The organism is Staphylococcus equorum (assembly GCF_029024965.1).
Classification (GTDB): Bacteria; Bacillota; Bacilli; order Staphylococcales; family Staphylococcaceae; genus Staphylococcus; species Staphylococcus equorum.
The window spans coordinates 65,271-91,099 of the sequence record NZ_CP118982.1 but is presented as its reverse complement, the minus strand read 5'-3'; the positions used below and the strand labels follow the sequence as shown (position 1 = coordinate 91,099).

Below are 25,829 nucleotides of genomic sequence, written 5' to 3'. Positions count from 1 at the left end.
ATAATTCATTAATAACAACTCAATTTATTTGGCTTCGTAATAGCTTTCTCCAAGTATATTCGAGATAGTGTATTTCGATTTGTCCAAGTCTTTCTCTATAAAATTTGGAACATTCTTTTCTTCGATATCGTACATTACTTCAATTTCTTTGGAAAATAAACTTGATTGTTCATTTAAATATAATGAGAATTTTGGCAATGGATTTGGCTCTATAGTTGTAGAAGTATCTAATTTTTCTAATGCATCTATATAAGTTTCTAATGAGCGAGCTCCTACAATTTTTGTTCCTTGGTTATCTTTATTAACGATTACTATTGTTGGGAATCCACGTACGCCCAATTGACTCACTAAATTAAAATCTTCCTTAAGTAGATTTTGTCCTATGTCGCTGTCTGCGATGTTTAAAATTGAGTCAACATCTATAGTATTGTCACCTTTATATAAATCTTCAACAATATGCTTAAGCACTGCTTTATCTGAAATATTTTTATTAAAAACAAAAACAGCTTCTCTAACTAATCTAGTAAATTTAATTGCAGCCGCAGGTGAATCTACACGCTGAATTGCTTTATAGAGTCTAGATGCAGGAAATGAAGATTGAACAGGATCTATTTCCATTATTGTGCCATCAATAGGCATGCGTGAATAATTCCCTACTTCTTGCCAGTGTGGGGTAACATCTGCAGGCTTGTAGATACCATTCGCTGGATCTATCGGGCCGTCTCCCCATTCTTCTAATAATCCCCCCATAACCATTTGGAAATTAAATAAATGACCATATTGTACAAGTAATTTATTTAGAGTTGGTTCAAATGCCCAACAGTGTGAACACATAGGATCTGTTACATAATACAAAGTTAAATTTGGTGCGCTCACATCAAAATTTATCGTTTCAATTTCATTTTCCTCACTTGGTTTACATATACCAGAATACATATCACATACCATGTTTTTTTCCATTGAGATAACCTCCAAAGTTTAAATATAACTAATATAGCTTTATAATAAGTATTAATAGCGATAATAAGTACCAACAAAGATATATTAATGTTGGATATTCAACACTAATGACAAAGTGTTGGGAGAAAATGAGGGAGTCGAATGCTAAAATCAAAATCAGACTTACGAGTTATTAAAACCAGAAAGTCAATTATGCAAGCATTTATTAAGCTTTCAGATGAAAAAGATTTTAAAAATATAACTGTAAAAGATATTACGGAAGAAGCACTTATTAATAGAGCTACGTTCTATTATCACTTTAGTGATATTTACGATTTACTAGATAAAGTCCTTGCCGAAGAATTATTGATTAATTTGAACTATGCAAATTATGAACAACGTCAATTAGATGAGGCTACCATTTCTAATATTTTTAAAACAATCGCAGAGTTTCAATTATCGTTAAATAGAAGATGTCATAGGAGTTATCCTGAAACAATCGGCAACATTATACAAGAACACGTTGAAAGAGTACTTTATAAATTGTTGCTAGAGGTGAATTTCGAGGATGACGATACACGACACTTAGCTGCAACGATGCTAAGTGCAAGTATATATCGAGCTTCTGAAAAATGGTGTCAAAGTTATAGCGATATCCCTGCTGAAACCTATATCAATCGTGTGATTCCATTCATTCTTTCTGGCTTAATATCTCGTGACAAAGAATAAATGAAACGAGGCGCTTTAGATGGAAATTATAATTATTATATTACAAATTATTTTAGGCATATTTTTCATAATGACAGGTTCTAAAATATTATCCGGAGCCATGAAAGCTGATTTTTCGCGACTTGGTTATCCACCCATTTTCAATCAAATCACTGGTACATTTGAGTTGCTTGGTGGTTTAGCAATGCTTATCGGCATTTTCTATGGCATGTTCGCTTTCTTAGCTAGCATATTACTTGGCGCGACAATGTTAGCAGGCGCGTTATCTCTCGTATTTTTAGGAAACGATCCTATTAAGAAGGCAATGCCAGCAATCGTATTATTTATTTTAAATTTAATCATATTTATCTACTATGTATCATCAGGACTTTTATAATAAATATTGAAAGTCAACAACCCTCTTAACGCCTTTATATACAAAACGTTAAGAGGGTTGTTCTTATTTTAATCAGTCTCCCGAATTCATAATAATTAGTACTTTATTAAGCAAATGTTATCCTCTCACTGCCATTTCCTACTATTTAATTGTTTTAATTATAAACACAGTAATAATTATATTGTGATAATTACAATTATTATTTTATATTATGATATAATAATTGAAAAAGGAGGATTATATGACTAACGGATCAGAAGTTTTAATATGGAAGCAAAATAAAGTCGCTAAGAAATTTATCGAAGTACAAGCCACTTCACCCCAATCTGCTAAGACTTACGAAAGTTTAAATATTAAATACAGTAGAACGTTTAAAAACTTATTAAAAAAAGAGGTGATTAAAAAAACTGAAAATAAATACTACCTTGATATAGAAGCATGGGATAAATTCAGAAAATCTTTTAAAAGACTATTTATACTTTAAAAACATATATAACTTTTGGTTAAGCGCTTTGTCGTCTTCTTATGTGCTTTTCACTTTTAACCCACGATAACGATTAAGCGTTGCACAGAATTCCTGCTTTCTTGGCAAAGCTAAATTTCCTGGGTGTCCATTAAATGGAGTAAGTGCGTCTAAACCATTGTGCTCTATAAAATCATAAAGCTTGTCAGCTGCTTGAGTTAAAGTATCCTGCTCATTTAATAGATGCTTCTGGTAATAATCAATCATGTCCGCTAAACATTGTGTTTGACTATTATCTACCAATTGTTCCAAACCTGAAATATCAATAAGTTCCTTACCATATAAAATCGAATACAGTCCTTTAATTTTAAAACGATTTTCTTTCCTTTTTTTAGAAAAACTAGACTTTAACGGGATGCGTTTAGGAATGTCACCGAATTTTTTATCTATATTCGTGCTTTTATTACTATCGTTTGACGTCGCAATGTATTGAGCTTGTGCTGTAACATCTTTCAATACATATTCATCCATCATCAACACTTGGTCTGCCGCTTCAAAATAATCACCCGAGCCACCTACAATTAAAATTGTAGAAACGCCATATTCTTCATAAAGTGGTGTTACCTTACTCGCAAATGGTGTGATAGGTTCTTTCTCAGGCGCAATCAGTTGTTGCATACGGCTATCTCGAATCATGAAGTTTGTTGCAGATGTGTCCTCATCAATTAGTAATAATGATGTGTTTGCCTCTAATGCTTCCATCACGTTCGTTGCTTGCGACGTACTGCCACTAGCATTTTCAGTCGAGAATTGCTGAGTATTTTTATTTCCCGGTAAATTATTTATAAAGGGACTGATGTTCACTTTTTCTATATTACGGCCATCTTCTGCACGTATTTTCATAGCATCATGACACGTAATAACGTATTCTCTACCGTCACTAGGAATATGATTATAGACACCACGTTCTAATGCTTCAAGTATCGTTGACTTACCATGGAAACCTCCGCCAACAATTAAAGTAATCCCTTTCGGAACACCCATACCAGTGATGGTTTTCCCACTCGGTAAAGACAATTCAACTTCTACATTTTCCGGACTATTAAACGCTACAGCACCGGATAATTGTTTATCTGAAACACCACTTTTACGTGGCAATATGGAACCATTCGCGACAAATGATACAAGTTGTCTGCGCTCAAGTTCTTCACGAATAAATGCTTGGTCCAACATTAACGTAACTTGTGTCTTTAATGCAGCTTGATCAATATTTTTATAAAGTAATGCATGCTCTACAATTTCTGGTAACGTGTCGATTAATATATTTGCTGCGACTTTTCCTAAAATTTTCCGACCTGCTGCTGGCAAACTAATTTCTAGCCTCACTTCAATGTCCTGTTTATTGATCACAACAGCAGTCCGCTCTAATATCTCTTGACCACAACGATCGATAGAAATATTTCTAGCACTTTTTGCGTGTTTATCGTTATGTTTCAACGATTCTATACTTTCTTTAAACACTCGAGCTAGAAAATCAGATACTGCCACAATTTTATTTTTAGAATCTAGCAGATTGTCTGGAATATTTGCCGTTTCACGATTCATGATAATTCTCATTTTTGAAGGCGGCGCATACGGATCCACTTGTGCATGATCAATCGCAAGACGAAACTGCTTAAATTGATACAAACCTTTCAAGCGTTTATATGCACCATACTTCTGTCCATCTAATGATCTTAATAACTGCGCAAATTCTGTAGCTTGTTTCAATAGTGTACCTCCTTCAGTGATGCTTTATTAAAATACTTTAGACGCTCTTTCTAATATTTACCCAGTATAAATTATTAAATTAACTGTGTACAATATTTATTGTTTTATAGTAAAACTACCTCTCGCAATAAAACCCAAAAGAAACGTAGCAACATCAAAATATATATATGATTACTCTATTCCCAAATGTAATTGAATTAAATATTTTCTAAATTACTTGATTCATATAGGTAACACTATGTATTAATAGTTTTATTTATTTTTTGATAAAGCATATTTACTAATTCTTTATTTTAAAAAAATAATACACAAACATACTAGTGAGATAATTAATAAGTACGTATTTATCTATCTAGGGGGATTTTATGTTTAACAATACGAAAAGAAACACAATTTATTCTATTAGAAAAGGTATGATGGGAACTGCTTCAGTTACTATTGGGACATGTCTATTACTTGGGATGAGTAATCAAGCTTCCGCCGATGAACATAGTCACGTTAAAAATGGTTCTGAAACTACAACTGCTCAAGATCAAACTAGTAGTCAGAACCATACATTAGAATCACCATCACCTAAATCAACACCTACTGATAATCATAATTTGAACAACAATCAAGCAGCAAATATACATAATCAAAATAAAGGAACTACAGAAGAACCTAAAGAAGAAACAACCAACACCAACACACAAGACGTAAAAAATGAAAATCAGTCACCAAACACACAAAGTTCATTAAATAATTCTTCAGACACACTAAAACCTGAACAGCCAACTGAAAGTGATACTACTGAAGAACAATCTATTGATAACAACACTAAAGAATCAGAAGAATCAATAACAGAACATGATACGAGTAAAGATGAATTTGCAGAGCAGAATACACAAAAATCTCAACAACATGAGCTTCTTAAAGAAAAAGATAAGAAAAAAGATTCAAATGTTGAAAACTCAAAATCTGATCAATCACCAAAATCTTCATCTAGTGAAGCTAAACAAGAACAAGTTCAAAAGAACGACGAATCCAAACAATCTATAGACCAAACAAAGAATTCAAAGACATCAACAGAGCATTCAAAGACACCATTAAATGAATCAGAGGCACCAACAGATAATTCGAACACTCCAAATGAACCAGACAAATCCACAAAAAATTCAAATACTTCAGCAGATAATGCAACCTCAACAACACAGAAACAACATGACCCAGCAAACAAATCGGTCAACAAAACAGAGGATAGTATAAAACCACCGCATAAAATAGAAGACGCATCAACGGAATCGCAATTCGCTTCAGAACCATTGAACAATAATAATGAAAACAGTGATGCCATTTCATCCAACAGCACATCTACTAAAAAATTAGAAACTTTAACCAATGAAGAACGAGCAACACTTTTAAAAGCCATTCAACATGATACTCAGGAACAAGACAAACAGCCAAAAGCAGTCTTACAAATGGCATCTGCACAAAATCCAACAATTAGAAATACACGTAATGCTTCTAAAGATTCAACATCACTCAATATTAATCACACAGGCCGTTATGATAGCGGTGCCGGCTTTGATAAAGGTGGTACAGAAATTGTAAAATATAACGCTAAAAATGGTTATGCCTATTCGATAAATGGTGATAAAGAAGCATTAGACATTTTAGATATTAAAAACACTAAAAACAAAGAAATTCAGCTCGTAAATCGAATTTATCTACAAGATGCTGGTATTGAAGCAGGGGATCTTACAAGTGTAGCTGTTCATCCTAATGGTAATTATATTGCTCTTTCTGCACCAGTCAAAGATAAAACAAAACCCGGTCACGTTGTCTTCTATAGTGATACAGGAAAATACTTAAATGATTTGACGGTAGGCAGTCTACCCGACATGGTAACTTTCACTAAAGATGGTACGCGTTTACTTGTGGCCAATGAAGGCGAACCCTCTGACGATTACAAAGTGAACCCAGAAGGTTCTGTGTCAATTATCGACACATCAGATGTACCAACCGAATTAAACAACTCACACGTTCGCACTACCCCACTAACACAAGAGCATATGAACGAATCTATTCGTGAATTAGGTCCTAATAAATCAGAAGCTTATCTAAATTTAGAGCCCGAGTATATCGTGACAGATGACAGCGGGAAATATGCTTATGTGACAATTCAAGAATCAAATGCTATTGCTAAACTAGATATTGAAAATGGTGAATTCGTACAAGTCCAAGGATTACCCTATAAAGATCATTCCTTACCTGAAAATGCCATTGACCCTTCAGACAAAGATGGTAAAAAAGAATTACGCCCTGTACCAGTACTCGGTATGTTACAACCAGATGGTATTGATTCATACGAATATAATGGAGAAACATATTTATTAATTGCCAATGAAGGTGATTCACAAGATTATGAAGGCTATTCAGAGGAAGTCCGTGTCAAAGATATTAAAGATGATATTGAATTAGACGCTAAATACTATGAAGGTTATACGCAAGAAGAATTAGATGCACTTGTGGCTAATGGGTTATTTGATGATGATCAATTGGGCAGATTAAAAGTGACAACTTCTCACAAATTTAGAGATGAAAATGGAAAATATAATGCGCTCGTAACGTTCAGTGGTCGTTCATTTTCAATATTAAAAGGTTCTGACCTATCTATGGTTTACGACAGTGGCAATGATATTGAACAGCGTATCAAAGATATTTTGCCAGAACGCTTTAATGCTAATTATGAAGACTTTAATGAACTAGAAGTAGATGGTAGAAGTGACGATAAAGGTCCTGAAGTCGAGTCTATAGAAGTTGGTACTATCGGCAATCAAACATACGCCTTCGTCGGCTTAGAACGTGTAGGAGGCGTGATGATATATAATATTACGAACCCTACCGCTACTGAATTCACGCAATACCTTTATGATGAACAAAATAAAGACGTCTCACCTGAAGGTATTACTTTTGTATCTGCAGAAGACAGCCCGACAGGTAAAGCAATGTTAATCGTATCTTTTGAATTGTCAGGCACTACATCTACATTTGAGTTAGATGAGATTGGTGGAAGTGAACAAGCTCATCCTAATGACCAAGACAACACTAAAAATGACAACCCGCCTGTCAACGATGGTGAAGATAATGATACTATTGATTCGAATGACGAAAATCTTGAAATTGAACATCATTCGGAAGATCCTCTTGTCGGTCAAAATGCAGCTATTGAGAACCCTGACGCGTTAATTTCTGAAACTCCATCAAATGTTCGAAATGACTCGTCTCAGTTAAATAGCAACTCGACAGTTCAATCAGCTGATTTTTCTACAGCACCCGTCGATGCCCAATATAATAATACGATGAAAAATCAAAAATTAGTTTCACAATCAAAACAACCTAAACATCATCTAGCTACAGAAACGCATAACCAAAATGGTACTAAATATAATACAAGCATTAATAAAACAAGTACAACAAACACTATACTTGATAAAGAGGACGTTAATCTCGATAAACAAAACGCGACAAATGAACATAGTCATTCAACTGAAACACAACAATTACCAAACACAGGTCAAAGTCAAAGCCAACTACCACTATGGGCGTCATTAATTTTAGGCGCTTGCTTACTATTGATTGGTAGAAAACAAAGACCAAAAAAGAAATAAATAGTATTCACCTATCACAAAAATAATTAAATACTAAAAGAGGAAGCATTATAATCAAATGCTTCCTCTTTTAGTTTATTGTTGCTTACTTATCTCCCATTGATAAGGGTCTGCTAAACTGCCCCAATCTTGCTCTATTTCATAACGATTTAATAAACATGCATCGAGTTCACGTTCAATTTTTTCAGTATTTAAATCTGTACCGATGATGACAAATTGTGTGTTTCGGTCTCCATATTCAATATCCCATGTTTCTGCCACATCTGTTCTTTCGTGCAATATCTGTCTTTGTTGTTCTAATGGCATCGCAGCTACCCAGTAAGTCACTGGACTAATGTTACAAGATGACCCAGCTTGTGATAATAAACAAGCGACTTCATTATATTGCGCGAGCCACACGATACCTTTGGAACGAACGATGTTATCTGATATATTTTCCAACCATGTGTTAAAACGTTTCGCGTGAAACGGTAATCTTCTGGAATAAACAAAAGAACTAATACCATATTCTTCAGTTTCTGGTGTATGTGTCGCATGGCCACCTTCAGTTAATTCTTTAATCCATCCTGCAGAATCACTCGCTTTTTCAAAATCAAAGCGTCCCGTATTTAAAATTTCGTTTAATTCTACCTCTGCATTCACAGTTTTAATTAATTTCGCTTCAGGTTGTAACTGTCTCAGTACATTTTCAAGTTTCTGTAATTCTTCGTCAGTAACTAAATCTGTTTTATTCAATACCAGGACATCACAGAATTCAACTTGGTCGATTAGTAGATCTGCAATCGTGCGTTCATCCGTAACATCAGCACCTTGGTCTCGATCGACCAATAAATCTTCTGAGTTAATATCATTGGTGAATCGGTTCGCGTCTACAACTGTCACCATTGTGTCTAACTGACATATCGACGTTAAATCAATGTCGAGTTCGTCATCTATGTATGAAAATGTTTGGGCAACGGGGACAGGTTCTGAAATACCTGTAGATTCAATGACAATATAATCTATATTTCCTTTATGCACGAGACGTTCCACTTCTTTTAATAAATCATCTCTCAAAGTACAACAGATACAGCCATTTGATAATTCAACGAGTTTTTCATCTGTTCTCGATAAGCGGCCACCTTCTGCAACCAAATCTTTATCAATATTAACTTCACTCATATCATTTACAATAACTGCTATTTTACGTCCCTCTCGATTTTTTAAATACTTATTTAGAATTCATCTGCTTCAGGTTACTCAATTTCTATTTTGTGTAAAATCATAAATCTGTTAACTGTTTTATTTATTGTTTCCTTTTTCATTCTAAACTAATATTTCCCCTTCTTTTTTCGCACTATGCTTAATCGCTTCGGCGACTTGGTGAGTGACGTTTTTATCTAGCGCATTCGGAATGATGAAATCTGCTGCTAACTGATCTTCTCTTATTGAACCAGCAATTGCTTTAGCTGCTGTTATTTTCATTTCTGTAGTAATGTCACTTGATTGTGCATCTAATACGCCTCTAAATATTCCAGGAAACGCTAATAAATTATTGATTTGGTTAGGGTAGTCTGAACGTCCTGTTCCAATGATTGTAGCTCCAGCTTCTATTGCTTCTTCTGGATATATTTCTGGGGTAGGATTAGCTAATGCAAAAACAACTGGGTTATCATTCATTGACTGTACATGATCTTTTGTTAACGCTTTGGGACCTGATACACCAATAAATACATCTGCATTTTGAATGACATCATCCAATGTGCCTGTAGATCTTTCAAGATTTGTATATGTTGCAATATCTTGTTGAGCGCTGTTCATCCATGTTTCTGATTTATTTAAGACACCTTCTAGACTGACCAGCGTAATATTATTATATCCCGCTTCTAATAACAACTTAGCAATCGCAATACCTGCTGAGCCTGCACCATTAATAATTATTTTTGAAGAATAGTCCTCTTTTCGAACAAATTTAAGTGCATTGATTAATGCTGCAAGCACAACGATTGCCGTTCCATGTTGATCATCATGAAATACTGGAATATCAAGTTCTTCAATTAATCTCTTCTCAATTTCAAAACAACGTGGTGCGGATATATCTTCTAGATTAATTCCAGAAAAATTAGGCTCTAACGCTTTTATAATAGATATAATTTCTTCAGTATCTTTTGTATTTAATGAAATCGGAAATGCATCTACATTTGCCAGTTTTTTAAATAAAATACTTTTCCCTTCCATAACTGGTATAGCCGCTTTGGGTCCAATATCACCTAGTCCAAGTACAGCCGTACCATCCGTAACTACAGCAATCATATTACCTCGCGCTGTTAACGAATTTACTTTTGATTCATCTTCTGTAATCGCCTTACATACTTCAGATACACCAGGCGTATATACGACACTCAAATCCTGTTCATCATTAACCTCTACTTTACTCGTAATCTCTATTTTTCCTGAACGTTCATGGTGTAAACTGATAGAATCTGTAGTTTCATTTCTTACTGACATATTTATTACCCCTTATATAGTATTATGATTTAACTTAATATTTTTAACAAAAACGTGGCCATGATTACTGTTGATACGCCGCCTATTCTGGTAGCAACTTGTGCAAATGGCATAAGTGCCATACGTTTAGATGCTGATAATATAGCTACATCTCCTGTACCGCCTAGACCACTATGACATCCCGTCACGATAGCGGCATCTACTGGATACATTTTCATCAATTTACCTACAAAATAACCAGAAACAATCATGGTTAATACGACTGATGCACATATGACAACATATGCTGGTGTAACAATCTTAACGACATCTTCTAAAGGTATGTACAACATTCCAAGACCTACCATTAATGGCCAAGTTAAACTTGTAGATACAAATTTATATAAATTATGTGCGCCATCTTCCATTTTGTGTGGCATTACTTTCAAACATTTAATAATCGTTGCAAATAGAATCATAATAACTGGCCCCGGTATACCTATGAATTTTTGACCAAGTGTACCGACAATAAAGAAACTACAAGCAATGAGTAAACCTGCGCCCATAAGTGAGAAATCAATGACTTTTTCTTTCTCTTCTTTATCATCATTTGTTTCATTTATATTTTCAGATTTAATTAATTTTCCGTTTCCTGAAAGCTTTGTATGTTTTTCACCTACGCGCATCATGACTCCCGCAGTGACAACCGCAAATATATTACCAATTACTGCTGCTGGAATCATTTGAGAAACGAACGATCCAGCACTTCCTCCTAATATAGATGAGTATGCAATGGATAATGGGAGAATACCTTCACCAATACCTCCTCCAATAATAGGTACAACAATATAAAACAATGTATGCTTAATATCATAACCAAATAATAAGCCGACTAATAAACCAGCAGATACTGCCAGAATAGTTCCCACTAGTAAAGGCACAAACATACGTGTGAATCCTTGAATTAACACTTTACTATTCATACCTAAAATACTTCCAACAACTAAACAAGAAATATAGAAATATAAAAAGTTCGATGTCTTCATTAGACTTGTAACCGCTTCCATTGAAGACGTATTAATAACATCTAAAAACACTAAAACAGATGGTACAAGTAATGCTAAAATAGCAGGTCCACCGATATCTTTTAAAATCGGCAATTTTTGACCAAGATCTCCTAGCAAGATACCCAAAATCATGATTACTGCGAATCCACCAATCATGTCTGCAGGTAATGTATTATATACGGATGCAGCTAATATAATTGCAGCTAGTGTTAAGTAAAGTGGTAATGGCAACACACCTACTTTAATATTAATCAGCCTTTTTCCTAAACTTTTAAAGCTGCTCTCTATTGGCATCCCACCATTAGTAAGCGCTTTCAAATTTGCTTTCGTATTCATTATTAACCCCCTTGTTACGTATAAATCTATTCTATTCATAGACAATATAAATTTATAGTTTATGAAATTTTAATTATCTTTTTGTAATTAAAAAAACCGAATCAAAAGGAATTTCACCCCTTTGATTCGGTAACATTTCACTATAATTCTATATAACCCTTTAAATACTGAAGATTATCCTTTTTAACCTTATAGAAATTAATGGGACGCCCTATACCATAATTTAACGATTCCTCTAAAACCTCTATATCCGTTAAAAACTTTAAATATTTTCTTACAGAAACTCTCGAAATATTAACACGCTTTGAGATATCATCTGTAGAGAATTCATTTTCTTCAAAGGATTTCATTTTATCAATAATCACTTGTAACGTGGCTTCTGTTACACCTTTTGGTAATTTGAGCTCTGAATCACGGTCAACAACTTCCTTGTTGAGAAACTCAGCATCAATATCCGTTTGATTAATACTACTTGTTTTATTAAAGAATGTGAGGCCTTTTTTATACCTCAGTAATGATTGTTGAAAACGCTCAAAGTCGAAGGGCTTAATCAAATAATCTACAGCGCCGTAACGAAATGCAGTTTGAATCTCCTCGACATCCGTAGCTGCTGTGATGAGAATTGCGTCTATTTTATAACCTTGCTCTCTTATATATTTAAGAAATGTTAATCCATTTTCCTCAGGCATGTATATATCCAGCAATAGTAAATCAATTTCTTTATTTTCTATATGTTTTATAGCTTCTTTAACATTTGAGGCAATATCAACTGAAGTTTGGTCATCTATTTTTTTAACGAATTGTTGATTTATTTGTGCAACCATTGGATCATCTTCAACAATTAAGATATTTAACATTTATAGTCTCCCCTTTTCTGAATAATTTATAACGACTGAAAATGTCACATTGCCTTCTACATTAGAGGTTATATTTATTTCGCCGTTAAGTTTCTCTACGCTTTGTTGAACAAGGTGTAGCCCATAGCCTCTATCCTCACCTTTAGAAGAGTAGCCCTTTTCAAAAATCTGATGTGCTAATTCACCTTTTAGACCTAAGCCTGAATCTACAACATCTATAATTAATGCGTTATTTATATATTTCAAATTTACGTCAATTGTTTTCTCACTAACAGCGGATGCGCTTAAAGAATCTATACTATTATCTATTAAATTACCTATAATGGTAATCATTTCATGAGTAATATATGAGTGTTTTGGTTCAGGAATCTTTGTATGGCTGATAATAGACAATTTAATATTTTGTTCTCTCGCCAAACTTAATTTGCCAATTAAGAAGCCAGCTAATACAGGATCTTTAATCTTCGACGTAATACTACCATTCTCTTCGCTACCCAATTCAACAATCTCATGTATATACTGTTTTAAATCATCATAATGTTCCATTTGCAGCAGACCAGAAATCACGTGCAACCTATTACTAAACTCGTGTGACTGCGCACGTAATGTATCAGCATATGTCTTCACGCCTACTAACTGTTCCGAAAGTTTGTTCACCTCTGTCTTGTCTCTAAATGTTGAAATTGCACCAACAATTTCATTATTTACAACCAGTGGCACTCTATTAACCAAAATCTTCACTCCATTAATATTTTGTTCCTTGTCCAATTCTGGTTTACCTAACTCGAGTACTTTTGGTAGTTGTGTCGACTCCATATAATCATCAATCTTCATGCCTATCGGATTGCCTTTTAAATCTGCCTTATTAAATATATCCCTCGCTGATTTATTCACTAAATTAATCTTACCTTCTTTATCAACAGCAACGATACCTTCATGAACAGATTGCAACATCGTGTTCCTTTCTCCAAGTATCTTAGCGATATTCGATGGTTCTAAACCCAGTAAAATTTTCTTAATATATCTAGACAGTAAATATGCACCAATGGCACCGACAACCAGTCCTACAATTGACCCAATGATAATCTGCTTATTGCCATCTGCAAGTGCCTCAGAAACACTTTTCATCGGCACACCAACGGCAACTACTCCAACTTGTTTACCATCAGCATAAACAGGTGTAAATGACCTTAATGATTCACCGAGTGTCCCTTTAGAAATCGAAGCACTCTCTTTACCGTGCAGTGCATTCGTTTCATCGCCACCTTTAAAATGCTTACCAATGCGTTTTTCATTGGGGTGCGATTTTCGTATCCCTTTCATATCCATCACAACAATAAAACTCACATCCGTTGATTGTTGTATTTCAGACACATAAGTTTGTATGCTGTTATCATTGTCACCTTTTTTCAAAGTAGATTGAACAATCTCAGACTGAGCAACGGTCTTACCAATTACTTCAGCCTTCTCTTCAGTTGTTTGATGTATAGTTTCTTTAATTGTCTTACTAATCAATACACTCGTAATAAGTAGTGAAAATAACACTACAATACATACTACAATAATAATCAATGTGCTTAACTTTAGTTTTTGTTTCTTCAAAGCCCCAAACCGCCTTTAGTTATTAAAATTTATCCATATAATTATTAGAAATATATCATACTTTTTGGAATTAATTTGTATAATTTTTAAATGTGAAATTCAATAAAATAATAATATAATTTCAAATGGAGCGTAAATATGCCCTTAAACAAGAGATAATCTACCGTCCTATGTAGGAGCTCAAGTATCTGTTTTGTTTGCTAAATTACTTTTTAAAATTTAAAATTAATTTAAAGGTTAGGAGAAGGATTTTTAAATTTTTAATGGAGTGAAATGCATGAATGACAGGATTGAACAATTCAAGAACATCATTAATGATTCTAATAAAATCACGTTTTTTACAGGGGCAGGTGTATCTGTCGCAAGTGGTGTCCCAGATTTTCGTTCTATGGGTGGGCTATTTGATGAAATTTCAAAAGATGGCTATGCGCCTGAATATTTATTAAGTACGGATTATCTTCAAGATGACCCAGTAGGATTTGTTGATTTTTATCATAAACGTTTACTTTTAGCTGATAAACAACCGAACCTTGTTCATCAATGGATTGCTCAACTAGAACAAGATAAACGTTCATTGGGTGTTATCACTCAAAACATCGACGGTCTACATTCTGATGCGGGGAGTCTTAATGTAGACGAACTGCATGGTACGTTAAATCATTTCTATTGTATTGACTGCCATAAGGCATATTTCAAAGATTATGTGATGAAGCATCATTTACGCGAATGTGAAGTGTGTGGAAGTCCTATTAGACCTGATATTGTACTTTATGGAGAATTATTAAATCAAAATACGATTTATAATGCACTAGATAAAATAAAAGAAGCCGATACTTTAATCGTCCTAGGTTCATCACTCGTAGTTCAACCAGCAGCAGGACTTATTTCGAACTTTAAAGGACAGAACCTAGTTATCATTAATAAAGACCATACACCTTATGATAACCACGCAACTTTAGTCATTCATGATGACATGGTCAAAGTGGTTAATGAACTAGGGTATGTAGAGTGAGTTAGGTAGTGAAATTAAAGTATTTATAAAAAAGGAGAACACGTTTTATAAGACGCGTTCTTTTTTTATTTGGTAATTTTTGAATCAATATTAATTAGTTTTAAAATACTGGAAACAACCTTATCGATGATTTCACTGTTTTATAAATGAATGCATATATTATTTACTCCAGATATTATTTTTGTTCAGTCATAATTTTATGCGAAGTCATATTCATTGACCTAAAGTATACTTTAAGGTCTATTATGAACAATGAAGAATATCAATAGAAATATTCTGAAGTACGAATAATGGAGGAATTTATATATGTTAAATGTTAAAGCTAGAGCTGTAAATAGTCCAGATTCTGATTTTTATGCTACGGAAATTAAAAGACGTGATCTTGATACAAATGATGTTTTGATAGAAATTAAATATGCAGGCATATGCCATTCTGATATTCATACTGCACATGGAGAATGGGGACCTGTTAATTATCCATTAGTGCCAGGTCATGAAATCGCTGGAATTGTTAAAGAAGTCGGTTCTGAAGTCAGTAAATATCAAATAGATGACCGTGTCGGCGTAGGTTGCATGGTAGACTCTTGTGGAGAGTGTGTTCATTGTCAAAATGGCGAAGAACAATACTGTCTAAAAGGAAATGTCGGTACATATGCAGGTACTGACAGATATGGCGAACCAACACAAGGTGGATACTCAACACATATCGTAGTGCATGAAGATTTTGTATTACGTATTCCTGATAATATTGGTTTAGATGCTGCTGCACCTTTACTTTGTGCTGGCATTACGACTTATTCACCTTTAAATCATTGGAATGCAAATGAAGATAAAAAGGTAGCAGTTATAGGTATGGGCGGACTTGGACACATGGCTGTTCAAATTGCACATGCTATGGGTGCTGAAGTAACTGTATTATCAAGAACATTAAATAAAGAAGAAGATGGTTTGAAATTAGGTGCTTCACATTATTATGCAACAAGTGATGAATCAACGTTTGAAACACTTGCAAGCTCATTTGATTTAATTATTAATACAGTAAGTGCGAATCTGAAATTAGATGATTACCTTAGATTATTAACACTAGATGGCACAATCGTTAATGTTGGGGCACCCGCAGAGCCTATATCATTACATGTAGCAAATTTAATTGGTCATCGTAGATCATTTGCTGGTTCAGCTATTGGTGGTATAAGAGAAACTCAGGAAATGTTGGATTTCTGTTCAAAACATAACATTGAACCTCAAATCGAATTAATTTCAGCTGATCAAATTGATGATGCCTATGAGAGAGTGTTAGCTTCAGATGTTAAATATCGTTTTGTAATTGATACAAGTACTATGTAATATTTTTGAAAGAATAATATTCATTTGTAATGACTAAGGAGGTTATTAGATGGTTAGTGAATCTGATATGACTTATTTAGAGAGATGTGTCGAATTAGCAGAACAGGCATTGAATAAGGGTGACGAACCATTTGGATCTATATTAGTGAGTTCTAATGGCAACATTTTATTTGAAGATCACAACCATGTTAGTGGTGGTGATCACACTAGACACCCTGAATTTGAAATAGCGAAATGGGCTGCTAATCATTTAACACCAGAAGAGCGCAAGACAGCAACGGTTTATACTTCTGGGGAACACTGCCCGATGTGTGCCGCCGCGCATGGTTGGGTAGGTCTTGGAAGAATCGTTTATGCCAGTTCTTCTGAACAATTAAATACGTGGCTAAGTGAGATAGGTGCACCACAATCACCAGTAAAAAGTTTACCTATCCATCACGTTATTGAAAATGCTGATGTCGATGGTCCAGTTCAAGCATTGGCAGAAAAAGTACACACTTTACATTTAAAGTTACACACAAAATAGTTTGATTTCTTGCTAAGCTATTTTTAAAAACGCCTAAAATTGGATGAAAGTAATTCCCCATAATATTTTTAAATATTATGGGGTTTTTTATGCCTAAATGTTTTTTCCACATCTTCTAAGCTTATTTTAGATTATTGGCATTTAATTTTTCTTCTTTACTTAATTCTTCAATTCTTTTCTCATTGAAATTTTGTTTTCCAACTTGTTGATGAAATCTATGTTTTTTTAACTCCCTTCCTTTGCTAACATCTATTTATTTGACTTTTATATTTAATATTTAAGGCTTCCATAATACGTTTCGTAGAGCAACCTTGAATTTTTTATTTCTATTACTTTTTTTCTAATGAATGCGCTACTTTTTCTCCATACCATTCTATTAAATGATTATTTAATAAATACAGCTAGAATCGTAATAACATCTGCAGCAAAACTTGCAATATTAGAGGATGACTTAGCAAACTTTTTCACTACAGTCATGTCACTATAATTAGGCACTATATAGTGGTTAAGAGAATTTTCTATGTTGTTAATAGCAAACAATAAATCAGCATTAATATTATCATCCAACTCTTCTTTATATATGAATTTCTTTGCTTTTATTGAATTTATACTTTCTGTAAATATATTAACTTGATTTGCTTTTTTTATATCCACAGTATTTGTTTTTATATCCACATTTGTTTTTGATAATGGTAACATATACATTTCTATATCATTCTCAAAATACTTACTAATCAATCTCTCAAAAAAATTTCCACAAGGATAAAATGTTTGCCATTTAACACACTCGTACTCTTGGCTACCAAAAATCAGAGTATAATTTTCTTGCATTAAAAAATTTAAAACTTCAAATAACTCCTTACCGTTCTTACTACTAGGATTGCATTTTAATTTAATTGTTAAGTGACTATTATTAATTTCTATATCTCTTTTATGCCTTTCTATTACGTTAATTATGTTTTGTTCCACTTTTTCACTCTCCTTAAATATTTATTTTCTTCAAGTATTTAAAAAATGATAAATCTCTAATTGTTCAAAACAACTCAAAAAACGTAACTAATATGAATTTTTTTAAAAGGCGAGATTTAAATATTACGTTTTACTATTTCAGTTCATGTTGGATTTTTAACAAGTAAAATTTACAACTTTAGAACACGCAGTTAATTAAAATGAAAGACCTGTAGTTATTCATAGAGCAATTTATGAATCTATTGATTGCTTTTTAGATATTTTACTTGAATACTATGGTCGCAATTTATCGTTATGGTTAGCGCCAAATCAGGTTAATATCATACCTGTTAATAATAAAATACATTTAAATCAGGTTAATATAATTAGAAATGCTCAAATTAAAAAAGTTCCCTATACTATAGTTATCGATAATGATGAAGTAAGTAATAATACATTATCAGTTCGAAAATATGGGGAACATGAAGGCCAAATATATAATGTGAATGAATTTATAGCAATCGTTATGAATGAAAATAATATATTAAACTAGTATTAGGAAGAAGAGAGGTTTACTAGAATAAGCTAGTAAACCTTTCTTTTTATAAATTTTGGCTAACTATTATTTTTCTTCGAGCAGACTTAGAATTAATTTGAGTTATTTTTATTCCATTCCATAAAATATTCATATTCTTGAGTTTCACCTTCAAAATCTTTAGATATAATTTCAAAATTATGTTCCAGATAAAATTTAGTAGCTCTAACATTCTTCTCATATACATATAACTTTAGCATATTATAATCAGTTTTTAATTTTTGCAGAAACAGCTTTCCTATTCCTTTATTACGATGGTTAGCATTGATAAAAATCCCTGCAATATAATTTTCATATAAGCCTGCAAACCCAACTATTTGATTATCAACGTAGTACACATAAATGGTTGAATCAGGAAACATCCTCTTTACTCTATCTAGGTTTCCAATCCAATAATCACTATTTATAAAACTATGCGCATCTAAATTCGAATTTAGCCAAATATTTGAAATTATTTCTTTTGATTCAGAGTCTAGCATGGTTAGTTTTTTTATCATTAACAATGCTCCTTTTATTAAATTATCTTATTATTTTTCTACATATTCTAAGCTTATTTTAAAATCAAACATTCCTTCTTAAATGACTATTTTCGTTATAACTAAATAAAAACAAACCGTTTGCTAGTATGAAAAGCAAAGCTATCATCATATACAGTGTATGTAATGATATGGTCTCCAATAATAATGAAGCTGAATAACCAGCTATTGGTATAGTACCCCAAGTAAATAAATATATAGTAGAATTTACTTTACCTCTTATGTTTTCAGGAACAATTTCATATTGAACTATGGTTCTTAAAACACTTCCGAAACTTCTACAGAGATATCCTAAAAATACACCTAAGAAAAATAAATATGATTTTGAAATAAGTAATAAAAATGGAATACTTAAAATGAGGTTTACTACTCCTATTGATTTTTCAAAGCTAAACTTTTTAATCATTATATTAGGAAGTACCGAGCCAACTATAGCTCCAAATGAAAGCAATCCTATTATAATTCCTGCTAATTTATTACTTAACTCTAAATATCTTACTAAGTATAAAACCATGGTATTTGTAAGTATTGTCATTGAAAAATTAATCCCCATTGTAACGATGATTATCAAAATGAGTTTTCTATTTTTCAAAATATATTTTAACGAATTGAAATTAATATTGTCACTATTCTGATTAACATCTTGTTTATACGAATTTACATCCAATCTTCTTAATTTGTAAGTATAAATTAAGAAGTTTAGTATCTGCAAAATCAGCAATATAAACATAGCTACAGTTATACTATTAGTTAACGTAAAAGTTATTATTGGAGATATAAAATTGACAACTGATCTAACTAGTTGAACTAAACTATTAATAGAAGTTAAATCTTCATTAAAATAATCTGGAATAAAAACGCTTGTATTAATTTCTAAGACACTTGAAGATAAACTCATTACAACAATAATAATAAATACAATCGCAAAGTCATTCATGTTACGCAGTACAGTGAAAATAAAAATCAAATTAAACAAGATATAGACTAAATATGTGAATATGGGTACTGTCACACTAGAAAATCTATCAATAAGATAACCTGAGAATTTACTCAATATGATAAATCCTATTGAGTAAGTTGACGTGAGGAACACTATTTTAGAATCAGAGAATTGCCATGACGTTATACCAATTAGTGGTATGAGATATATAATCATGTCATTTATCAATAATCGATTAAATTCAGTAAAGATAAAGTTATTGCGCATTTTTCAACTTTCCCGAATACATAGTCTTAGAATGTAACTTTTCGAAAAACTTTATTATATCTTTATATAGAACCTTTGAGTCTATACTCAAACGCTTAGAAAGACTGACAGCAACCTCATCAATAGCTTCACTTTTTTGTTCCTTTATAAATAATCTACTCATGCTTCTTAACATGTTATCCCCCTCTTTTAACACGAAGTAAAATTACAATTTTATTTTATATCGATTTGTGTTGTTCATCAACTATATTATAATTTTTATTTTCTATTGAATGGGCAACTCTCTTCATAAAAAAACACTTTCGTTTGAATTCAACGAAAGTGTTTTTATTACTATGACTTATGCTCAACTATATAGAAAGATTACTTTTAACTAATTGAATCTTTTATTTATATCATGAACGGCTTTCTATGGTTTCATCGAGATCTTCTGTATTAGATTCTAAGTTAATAACATTGTAGTATGGTTTAGATTTAATCCGATCTTTATCACCAATAACATAAAATTCTTTTTTAGCCCTTGTGACAGCAACGTTTAATAGATTGGGTTTTGCGCATGACCAATTGACTGCACCATCTTGATTATTGTCAGTTCCTATTACAAAATAAACTTTCTTTGCTTCTTTACCCTGAAATGTATGGACAGTTCCAATTGAATTTTTGATCCACTCACTTACTTTTTTAGAATCGTCACTTACAGTATGAAGCAATTCTTTTCTTGCTAATAATTGAATTTGTTTTTTTACTTCAGTAAATGGTGAGATGACATAAACGCTTGGTTCATGCTCTCCATTTTCTATAGCTTGTTTCCAATCATTTTTAAGTAGTGCTATGACTTTATCTCCTTGTTCTTTTACGAATTGTCTCTGTACCGAATTACCTTTAATATCATACCATCCAGTTTTACCTATATTGGTAATAGTTTCAGGTAAGACCATTTTATTATCATAGGCAATTTGATTGGCGATAGTAAACATTGGCTTTAAACATCTTCTATGTACCCATAATGGAATTCCAATCCAGTATTTACTATCTTCATCATCCGTCTGAGTCTTCCAATATCCATATTTATTCGCAAAATCAGCTACAGTTTGAACAGAAGATGCTTTTGAAAGTAAACGTTCATGAATATGATAGCCTTTTCTAATATTAGCTATTAAATTATCTTCCATTGTTACTACTGGCTCTATTTGAATAGGATCTCCAACTGCAATCACTCTCTTAGAACGATATAATGCTCCGACTGCTGCTTGTGGGAGGGCTTGGCCTGCTTCGTCTATAAACAAGTAGTCAATAAAATCTTTAGGCAATCCTTTATACATTGATGCGAAGCTTGCAAATGTCGTACTTACTACAGGAAAAATAAGATGCATCACATTCCATGCATTAGTCACACGAACTGGTGCCGAATCAAGATATGAATTACGAGCCTTAAAGTCTTGCATAGCATAATAAACTGGACCATTATTGGCAATTAATATCAATTTTTGTAGTTCCATTGCTTTTAAAAATAATAACCCACGATGATACTGTAATTCATTAGAATTCCACAAATTTTCTACCTGACGCTTCTCATAATTATCATCATCCCAAAAATCAGCTTCAGGAAACGTAACTTTAGAATCAGCTTTGTATTTATTATACTCTGTCAGCTTGATATTACAGTCATTTATTTTTTCTTCGTTATTCTTTATCTTTTGCTCGAAATCTTTATTATTATTACTTATCTCTTTTATGCCTTTTTGTAAATCATTGATTTTTGTATGGTAAGTCTTTTTTTCTTCTAATAACTTTATTTTATCTTCTTTACATTTATCTAGATTCTCATCATTAGTTTGTCCAAACCATGACTTCATTTTCTCAAATATATTATTTGGATTATATGTTTGAATCATTTCACCAATTGTTTCAATTTGTTGCTCTAAATATTGAAAATCATTTTTTACATTCTCTAATTCAGCGTTTTTGCTTGATAAATCTTTATGGTTTTGACTTAAACTTTCTTTCAATATTTCCATTTCTGATTTTAATTCTTTTTCTTTATTTAATAATTGTTCATTTTCTTTGTATTTATCATATGCTTCAACTGATAATTGTTTTAATTCTTTCACTTTTTTGTGCTCTTCATTAAAGTCTTTCTTACAAACTTTCCATTTTTGCTTTAATTGATTATAACCAATACTAGTTTTCTCATTTTGCAACAACTTCACTAATGAAGTTTGCTGATTATCAGATTTTGAATCACTATTAAGAATTTGATTCATTACTTTATTGATATTGTCACTTTTTCCAAATACGCCTGAAAATAACCCCCACGCTGGCTCTCCTATTAATCGAGATGCAATCGTGCTAAAACTTTTCAATTCATCAGTCGCTTTATTATAATCTAATTCATATTCTGGAAATGCTTTGCCTTCAGGATTACGAACTACTTCTTCCATTTTTGGTAAATCTTTAGATATATTTTCTACTGCACCATTATTACTTGATGCAACTACCATTTTAAATTTAGTGAATTCCTCTTTTAACACTTTAATAGGATAAGCATCTGTGTCATGTATTTTAACATTTTCAAAAGCATCCCGTGGATCATCTAACACTACAAAGGCTTTAGCTCGCTCAACAACTAAGTGTGCAAAGATATCCTTTAATAAAGTCGTTTTCCCTGTCCCTGGAGGACCATTTACCGTATTAATATGTTCATTACCACTTGTTATACGATTTACAGCTAGTTGTTGCATTAAAGATAATTTATGTTCAATTTGTGATGGCCAACGACCGTCTGGCAAATGTTCCGGGTGTAAAAACTCATCAAACACTTCTTTATTTTCATCTACCTCAATACGCTTCGAATCATCTATGCCTTCAATATAAGCTTTCAATGTTTGATTAGGATCTTTACGAGCTCTTTCTATATCGCCAATAAAGAAACTATTAAAATCAGGGTCTGGAGATTCACTATTTTTAATATATTCAATCGTAAAATAATGTTTGAATATGCCATTTGTTTCAGAAATAAGTACAGCAAAAAAGTCACGGTACGTTTCATCCAATTGCTTAATTTTGTCTTTGTTAATCGGCTCATCTGCAATAATTTCATTAAATTTTTGCTGGAATTTACGTTTAGAGTCATTAAATATTTGTTCTATGTTTGCACTCTTATTTTTTCTGATTTCTTTAAGTGCACTCATAATCATAGGGATATGTAGACTATCCGTTACTACTTTTCCATTCTCATCAGTTTGGAATGTATAACCATAACAACGCTTTTCATTTGGGTTAAAAATTTCTGTATTATTGTTAAAAATATTTTGAATTTCTTTATCAATTTCTTTAAAATAAAAGCAATTTCTATATAAGCGAAATATTCTTTTACCGTATTTTTGAGGTTGCTCTGCAATTTTATATCGTTCGTCATTCCATATATCATAGTAATCTTCAAAACTTTGTAATTGCTTTTGTTGTTCATTATTTTGAAAATTACCTTTAGGTAAAGTGCTTCCCTTGTCATATTTAACTTCACCAGGTTGTAAAGATTCTACTAGTAACCATGCTGATAGAGTATCATTAACTAAATTCGCCATTTTGTCTCATCCTTATGTAATCAAGTTCATTCTCCCTATTTTAACAATATTCTGAAAAAAATCATAATGGCTATAAATATTAATACGAATTGTGTCGTTATTCCATTATTAAACGACCAAATTTGATATTCAGTTATAATTTCATGAGAGGGATTTTCATTGACCTCAGGTATATTTTAAGGTTTCTTATGAATAACAAAGAGTTTCAATTGAACCATAAATCGAATTAATTTCAGCTAATCAAATTGATGATACTTGTAAGAGATTTTTAGCTTCAGACGTTAAATATCTTTTTTTAATTGATACAAGTACTATGTAATTTTTTTGAAAAGATGCCAGTAGAATTTGGAGCATTAGAAGTTTTCATGAAATTTTAAATGTAAGAATTGAGACACGAAATAGAGGATTTTAATAGAGTAGTATGATTTCCATTCAACATAATTCAACTTATCGGAAGTGCATATGCTTGTAGATTAACAGATGGTATAATAGTGGAGTCGCCTATCTCTGGCGTCAATTTGACGTAGAGAGGAGGTGCATACGCAATGACCGACATCTTTGTAAACATCATGACCACAGCAGCAAGTGGTTGCATCGTTGCTTTATTTGCGAACTGGCTACGCAAACGCAATGATAAATAGGCGACTAGTCACACCAAAAAATCCCCTAACTACTGGCATAGTTAGGGGATTTGGTGCATACATGCACGACATCTTTGTTAATTGCATTATAACATCATAGTGGTTAGGAATGCAAAATCATTAAATTGATATACTATTAAAGGTTCTGTTGCAAAGTTGAATTTATAGTATAATTTTAACAAAAAGGAGTCTTCTGTATGAACTATTTCAGATATAAACAATTTAACAAGGATGTTATCACTGTAGCCGTTGGCTACTATCTAAGATATGCATTGAGTTATCGTGATATATCTGAAATATTAAGGGAACGTGGTGTAAACGTTCATCATTCAACGGTCTACCGTTGGGTTCAAGAATATGCCCCAATTTTATATCGAATTTGGAAGAAAAAGCATAAAAAAGCTTATTACAAATGGCGTATTGATGAGACGTACATCAAAATAAAAGGAAAATGGAGCTATTTATATCGTGCCATTGATGCAGAGGGACATACATTAGATATTTGGTTGCGTAAGCAACGAGATAATCATTCAGCATATGCGTTTATCAAACGTCTCATTAAACAATTTGGTAAACCTCAAAAGGTAATTACAGATCAGGCACCTTCAACGAAGGTAGCAATGGCTAAAGTAATTAAAGCTTTTAAACTTAAACCTGACTGTCATTGTACATCGAAATATCTGAATAACCTCATTGAGCAAGATCACCGTCATATTAAAGTAAGAAAGACAAGGTATCAAAGTATCAATACAGCAAAGAATACTTTAAAAGGTATTGAATGTATTTACACTCTATATAAAAAGAACCGCAGGTCTCTTCAGATCTACGGATTTTCGCCATGCCACGAAATTAGCATCATGCTAGCAAGTTAAGCGAACACTGACATGATAAATTAGTGGTTAGCTATATTTTTTACTTTGCAACAGAACCGTTTTCTTCGATGAACCTTACAATAAAGGTGAAAGTAAAGAAAGACCTATCTTTATTTTAGAAAGGGAAGAAGAAGAAGTATATTTCTTTAGAATCACTTCTAATCAAGGAGAACCTCACCAAAGAAAATTTAGACCACCTCTATTAAATTGGAGGGCATATGGACTATCAAGACCTTCGTATATAAATATAGAGACACCTTTGTTAATTAGAGAATTAAAATATTTTAGCAAAGCTACCCATATTGC

General features: G+C 32.5%; 22 protein-coding genes. 10 read left to right on the top strand and 12 right to left on the bottom strand.

Features of this window, described 5'->3' with window-relative positions:
- Window positions 1-24 precede the first annotated feature (24 nt).
- Window positions 25-960, bottom strand: a complete 936-nt coding sequence (locus tag PYW44_RS00385; protein ID WP_115075921.1) for a DsbA family protein — start codon at window positions 958-960, stop codon at window positions 25-27.
- 141 nt (window positions 961-1,101) lie between these two features.
- Between PYW44_RS00385 and PYW44_RS00380 the strand changes: the two genes are divergently transcribed.
- The 3 genes from PYW44_RS00380 (at window position 1,102) to PYW44_RS00370 (ending at window position 2,528) form a co-directional block, all read left to right on the top strand.
- The gene (locus tag PYW44_RS00380) at window positions 1,102-1,668 is read left to right on the top strand and encodes a TetR/AcrR family transcriptional regulator (protein ID WP_002506296.1); all 567 of its coding nucleotides are present in this window, start codon (window positions 1,102-1,104) and stop codon (window positions 1,666-1,668) included.
- A gap of 19 nt (window positions 1,669-1,687) precedes the next feature.
- The gene (locus PYW44_RS00375) at window positions 1,688-2,044 is read left to right on the top strand and encodes a DoxX family protein (protein WP_046465713.1); all 357 of its coding nucleotides are present in this window, start codon (window positions 1,688-1,690) and stop codon (window positions 2,042-2,044) included.
- A gap of 241 nt (window positions 2,045-2,285) precedes the next feature.
- On the top strand, window positions 2,286-2,528 hold the full coding sequence (locus PYW44_RS00370) for a hypothetical protein (RefSeq protein ID WP_115075920.1): 243 nt from the start codon (window positions 2,286-2,288) through the stop codon (window positions 2,526-2,528).
- A gap of 39 nt (window positions 2,529-2,567) precedes the next feature.
- Here PYW44_RS00370 and PYW44_RS00365 read toward each other — a convergent pair whose 3' ends face one another.
- A complete protein-coding gene (locus tag PYW44_RS00365; RefSeq protein ID WP_115075919.1) occupies window positions 2,568-4,277 on the bottom strand; it encodes an ABC-ATPase domain-containing protein in 1,710 nt (569 codons plus the stop codon).
- Between the two features lie 365 nt (window positions 4,278-4,642).
- Between PYW44_RS00365 and PYW44_RS00360 the strand changes: the two genes are divergently transcribed.
- Window positions 4,643-7,927 (top strand): choice-of-anchor I family protein, encoded by a 3,285-nt coding sequence (locus PYW44_RS00360; RefSeq protein ID WP_107517024.1) that lies wholly within the window; start codon window positions 4,643-4,645, stop codon window positions 7,925-7,927.
- Between the two features lie 75 nt (window positions 7,928-8,002).
- Here the strand turns inward: PYW44_RS00360 and PYW44_RS00355 are convergent, their stop codons facing one another.
- The 5 genes from PYW44_RS00355 to dcuS form a co-directional block, all read right to left on the bottom strand.
- Window positions 8,003-9,148 (bottom strand): GTP-binding protein, encoded by a 1,146-nt coding sequence (locus PYW44_RS00355; protein ID WP_115075918.1) that lies wholly within the window; start codon window positions 9,146-9,148, stop codon window positions 8,003-8,005.
- Between the two features lie 84 nt (window positions 9,149-9,232).
- Window positions 9,233-10,414 carry an NAD(P)-dependent malic enzyme gene (locus tag PYW44_RS00350; protein WP_115075917.1) on the bottom strand — a complete coding sequence of 394 codons (1,182 nt, stop codon included), beginning with the start codon at window positions 10,412-10,414 and terminating at the stop codon, window positions 9,233-9,235.
- A gap of 29 nt (window positions 10,415-10,443) precedes the next feature.
- On the bottom strand, window positions 10,444-11,796 hold the full coding sequence (locus PYW44_RS00345; protein ID WP_115075916.1) for a 2-hydroxycarboxylate transporter family protein: 1,353 nt from the start codon (window positions 11,794-11,796) through the stop codon (window positions 10,444-10,446).
- A 140-nt stretch (window positions 11,797-11,936) separates the two neighbouring features.
- Window positions 11,937-12,653, bottom strand: a complete 717-nt coding sequence (locus tag PYW44_RS00340; protein ID WP_115075915.1) for a response regulator — start codon at window positions 12,651-12,653, stop codon at window positions 11,937-11,939.
- Window positions 12,654-14,255, bottom strand: a complete 1,602-nt coding sequence (gene dcuS / locus PYW44_RS00335) for a DcuS/MalK family sensor histidine kinase (RefSeq protein ID WP_115075914.1) — start codon at window positions 14,253-14,255, stop codon at window positions 12,654-12,656. It abuts the gene before it with no gap.
- A gap of 277 nt (window positions 14,256-14,532) precedes the next feature.
- Here dcuS and PYW44_RS00330 point away from each other — a divergent pair, with 277 nt between their 5' ends.
- From PYW44_RS00330 to PYW44_RS00320, 3 genes are all read left to right on the top strand, one after another.
- Window positions 14,533-15,267 carry an NAD-dependent protein deacylase gene (locus PYW44_RS00330; protein WP_115075913.1) on the top strand — a complete coding sequence of 245 codons (735 nt, stop codon included), beginning with the start codon at window positions 14,533-14,535 and terminating at the stop codon, window positions 15,265-15,267.
- A gap of 306 nt (window positions 15,268-15,573) precedes the next feature.
- Window positions 15,574-16,614 carry an NAD(P)-dependent alcohol dehydrogenase gene (locus PYW44_RS00325; RefSeq protein WP_069812827.1) on the top strand — a complete coding sequence of 347 codons (1,041 nt, stop codon included), beginning with the start codon at window positions 15,574-15,576 and terminating at the stop codon, window positions 16,612-16,614.
- A 49-nt stretch (window positions 16,615-16,663) separates the two neighbouring features.
- Window positions 16,664-17,140, top strand: a complete 477-nt coding sequence (locus tag PYW44_RS00320) for a nucleoside deaminase (protein WP_115075912.1) — start codon at window positions 16,664-16,666, stop codon at window positions 17,138-17,140.
- A 384-nt stretch (window positions 17,141-17,524) separates the two neighbouring features.
- On the opposite strand, the gene PYW44_RS00315 is transcribed toward PYW44_RS00320, so the two are convergent.
- A complete protein-coding gene (locus tag PYW44_RS00315; RefSeq protein ID WP_115075911.1) occupies window positions 17,525-18,109 on the bottom strand; it encodes a hypothetical protein in 585 nt (194 codons plus the stop codon).
- Between the two features lie 217 nt (window positions 18,110-18,326).
- Between PYW44_RS00315 and PYW44_RS13340 the strand changes: the two genes are divergently transcribed.
- Window positions 18,327-18,641, top strand: coding sequence for a His/Gly/Thr/Pro-type tRNA ligase C-terminal domain-containing protein (locus PYW44_RS13340; RefSeq protein ID WP_115076069.1), 315 nt, complete (start codon window positions 18,327-18,329; stop codon window positions 18,639-18,641).
- Window positions 18,642-18,736: 95 nt separating this feature from the next.
- Here the strand turns inward: PYW44_RS13340 and PYW44_RS00305 are convergent, their stop codons facing one another.
- The 4 genes from PYW44_RS00305 to PYW44_RS00290 all read right to left on the bottom strand — a co-directional run bounded on the left by PYW44_RS00305 (window position 18,737) and on the right by PYW44_RS00290 (window position 24,010).
- Complete coding sequence (locus PYW44_RS00305; protein WP_107518631.1) at window positions 18,737-19,180, bottom strand: GNAT family N-acetyltransferase; 444 nt, start codon at window positions 19,178-19,180, stop codon at window positions 18,737-18,739.
- A gap of 64 nt (window positions 19,181-19,244) precedes the next feature.
- On the bottom strand, window positions 19,245-20,426 hold the full coding sequence (locus tag PYW44_RS00300) for an MFS transporter (RefSeq protein ID WP_115075910.1): 1,182 nt from the start codon (window positions 20,424-20,426) through the stop codon (window positions 19,245-19,247).
- Window positions 20,416-20,601, bottom strand: coding sequence for a hypothetical protein (locus PYW44_RS00295; protein WP_115075909.1), 186 nt, complete (start codon window positions 20,599-20,601; stop codon window positions 20,416-20,418). Before PYW44_RS00295 ends, PYW44_RS00300 begins: the two co-directional genes overlap by 11 nt.
- A 220-nt stretch (window positions 20,602-20,821) precedes the next feature.
- Window positions 20,822-24,010 carry an AAA domain-containing protein gene (locus tag PYW44_RS00290; RefSeq protein ID WP_115075908.1) on the bottom strand — a complete coding sequence of 1,063 codons (3,189 nt, stop codon included), beginning with the start codon at window positions 24,008-24,010 and terminating at the stop codon, window positions 20,822-20,824.
- Window positions 24,011-24,555: 545 nt separating this feature from the next.
- On the opposite strand from PYW44_RS00290, the gene PYW44_RS00280 reads away from it, so the two are divergent.
- Window positions 24,556-24,651, top strand: coding sequence for a type I toxin-antitoxin system Fst family toxin (locus PYW44_RS00280; protein ID WP_002510758.1), 96 nt, complete (start codon window positions 24,556-24,558; stop codon window positions 24,649-24,651).
- Between the two features lie 197 nt (window positions 24,652-24,848).
- Window positions 24,849-25,523, top strand: coding sequence for an IS6-like element IS257 family transposase (locus PYW44_RS00275; RefSeq protein ID WP_052998601.1), 675 nt, complete (start codon window positions 24,849-24,851; stop codon window positions 25,521-25,523).
- Window positions 25,524-25,829: the final 306 nt, after the last annotated feature.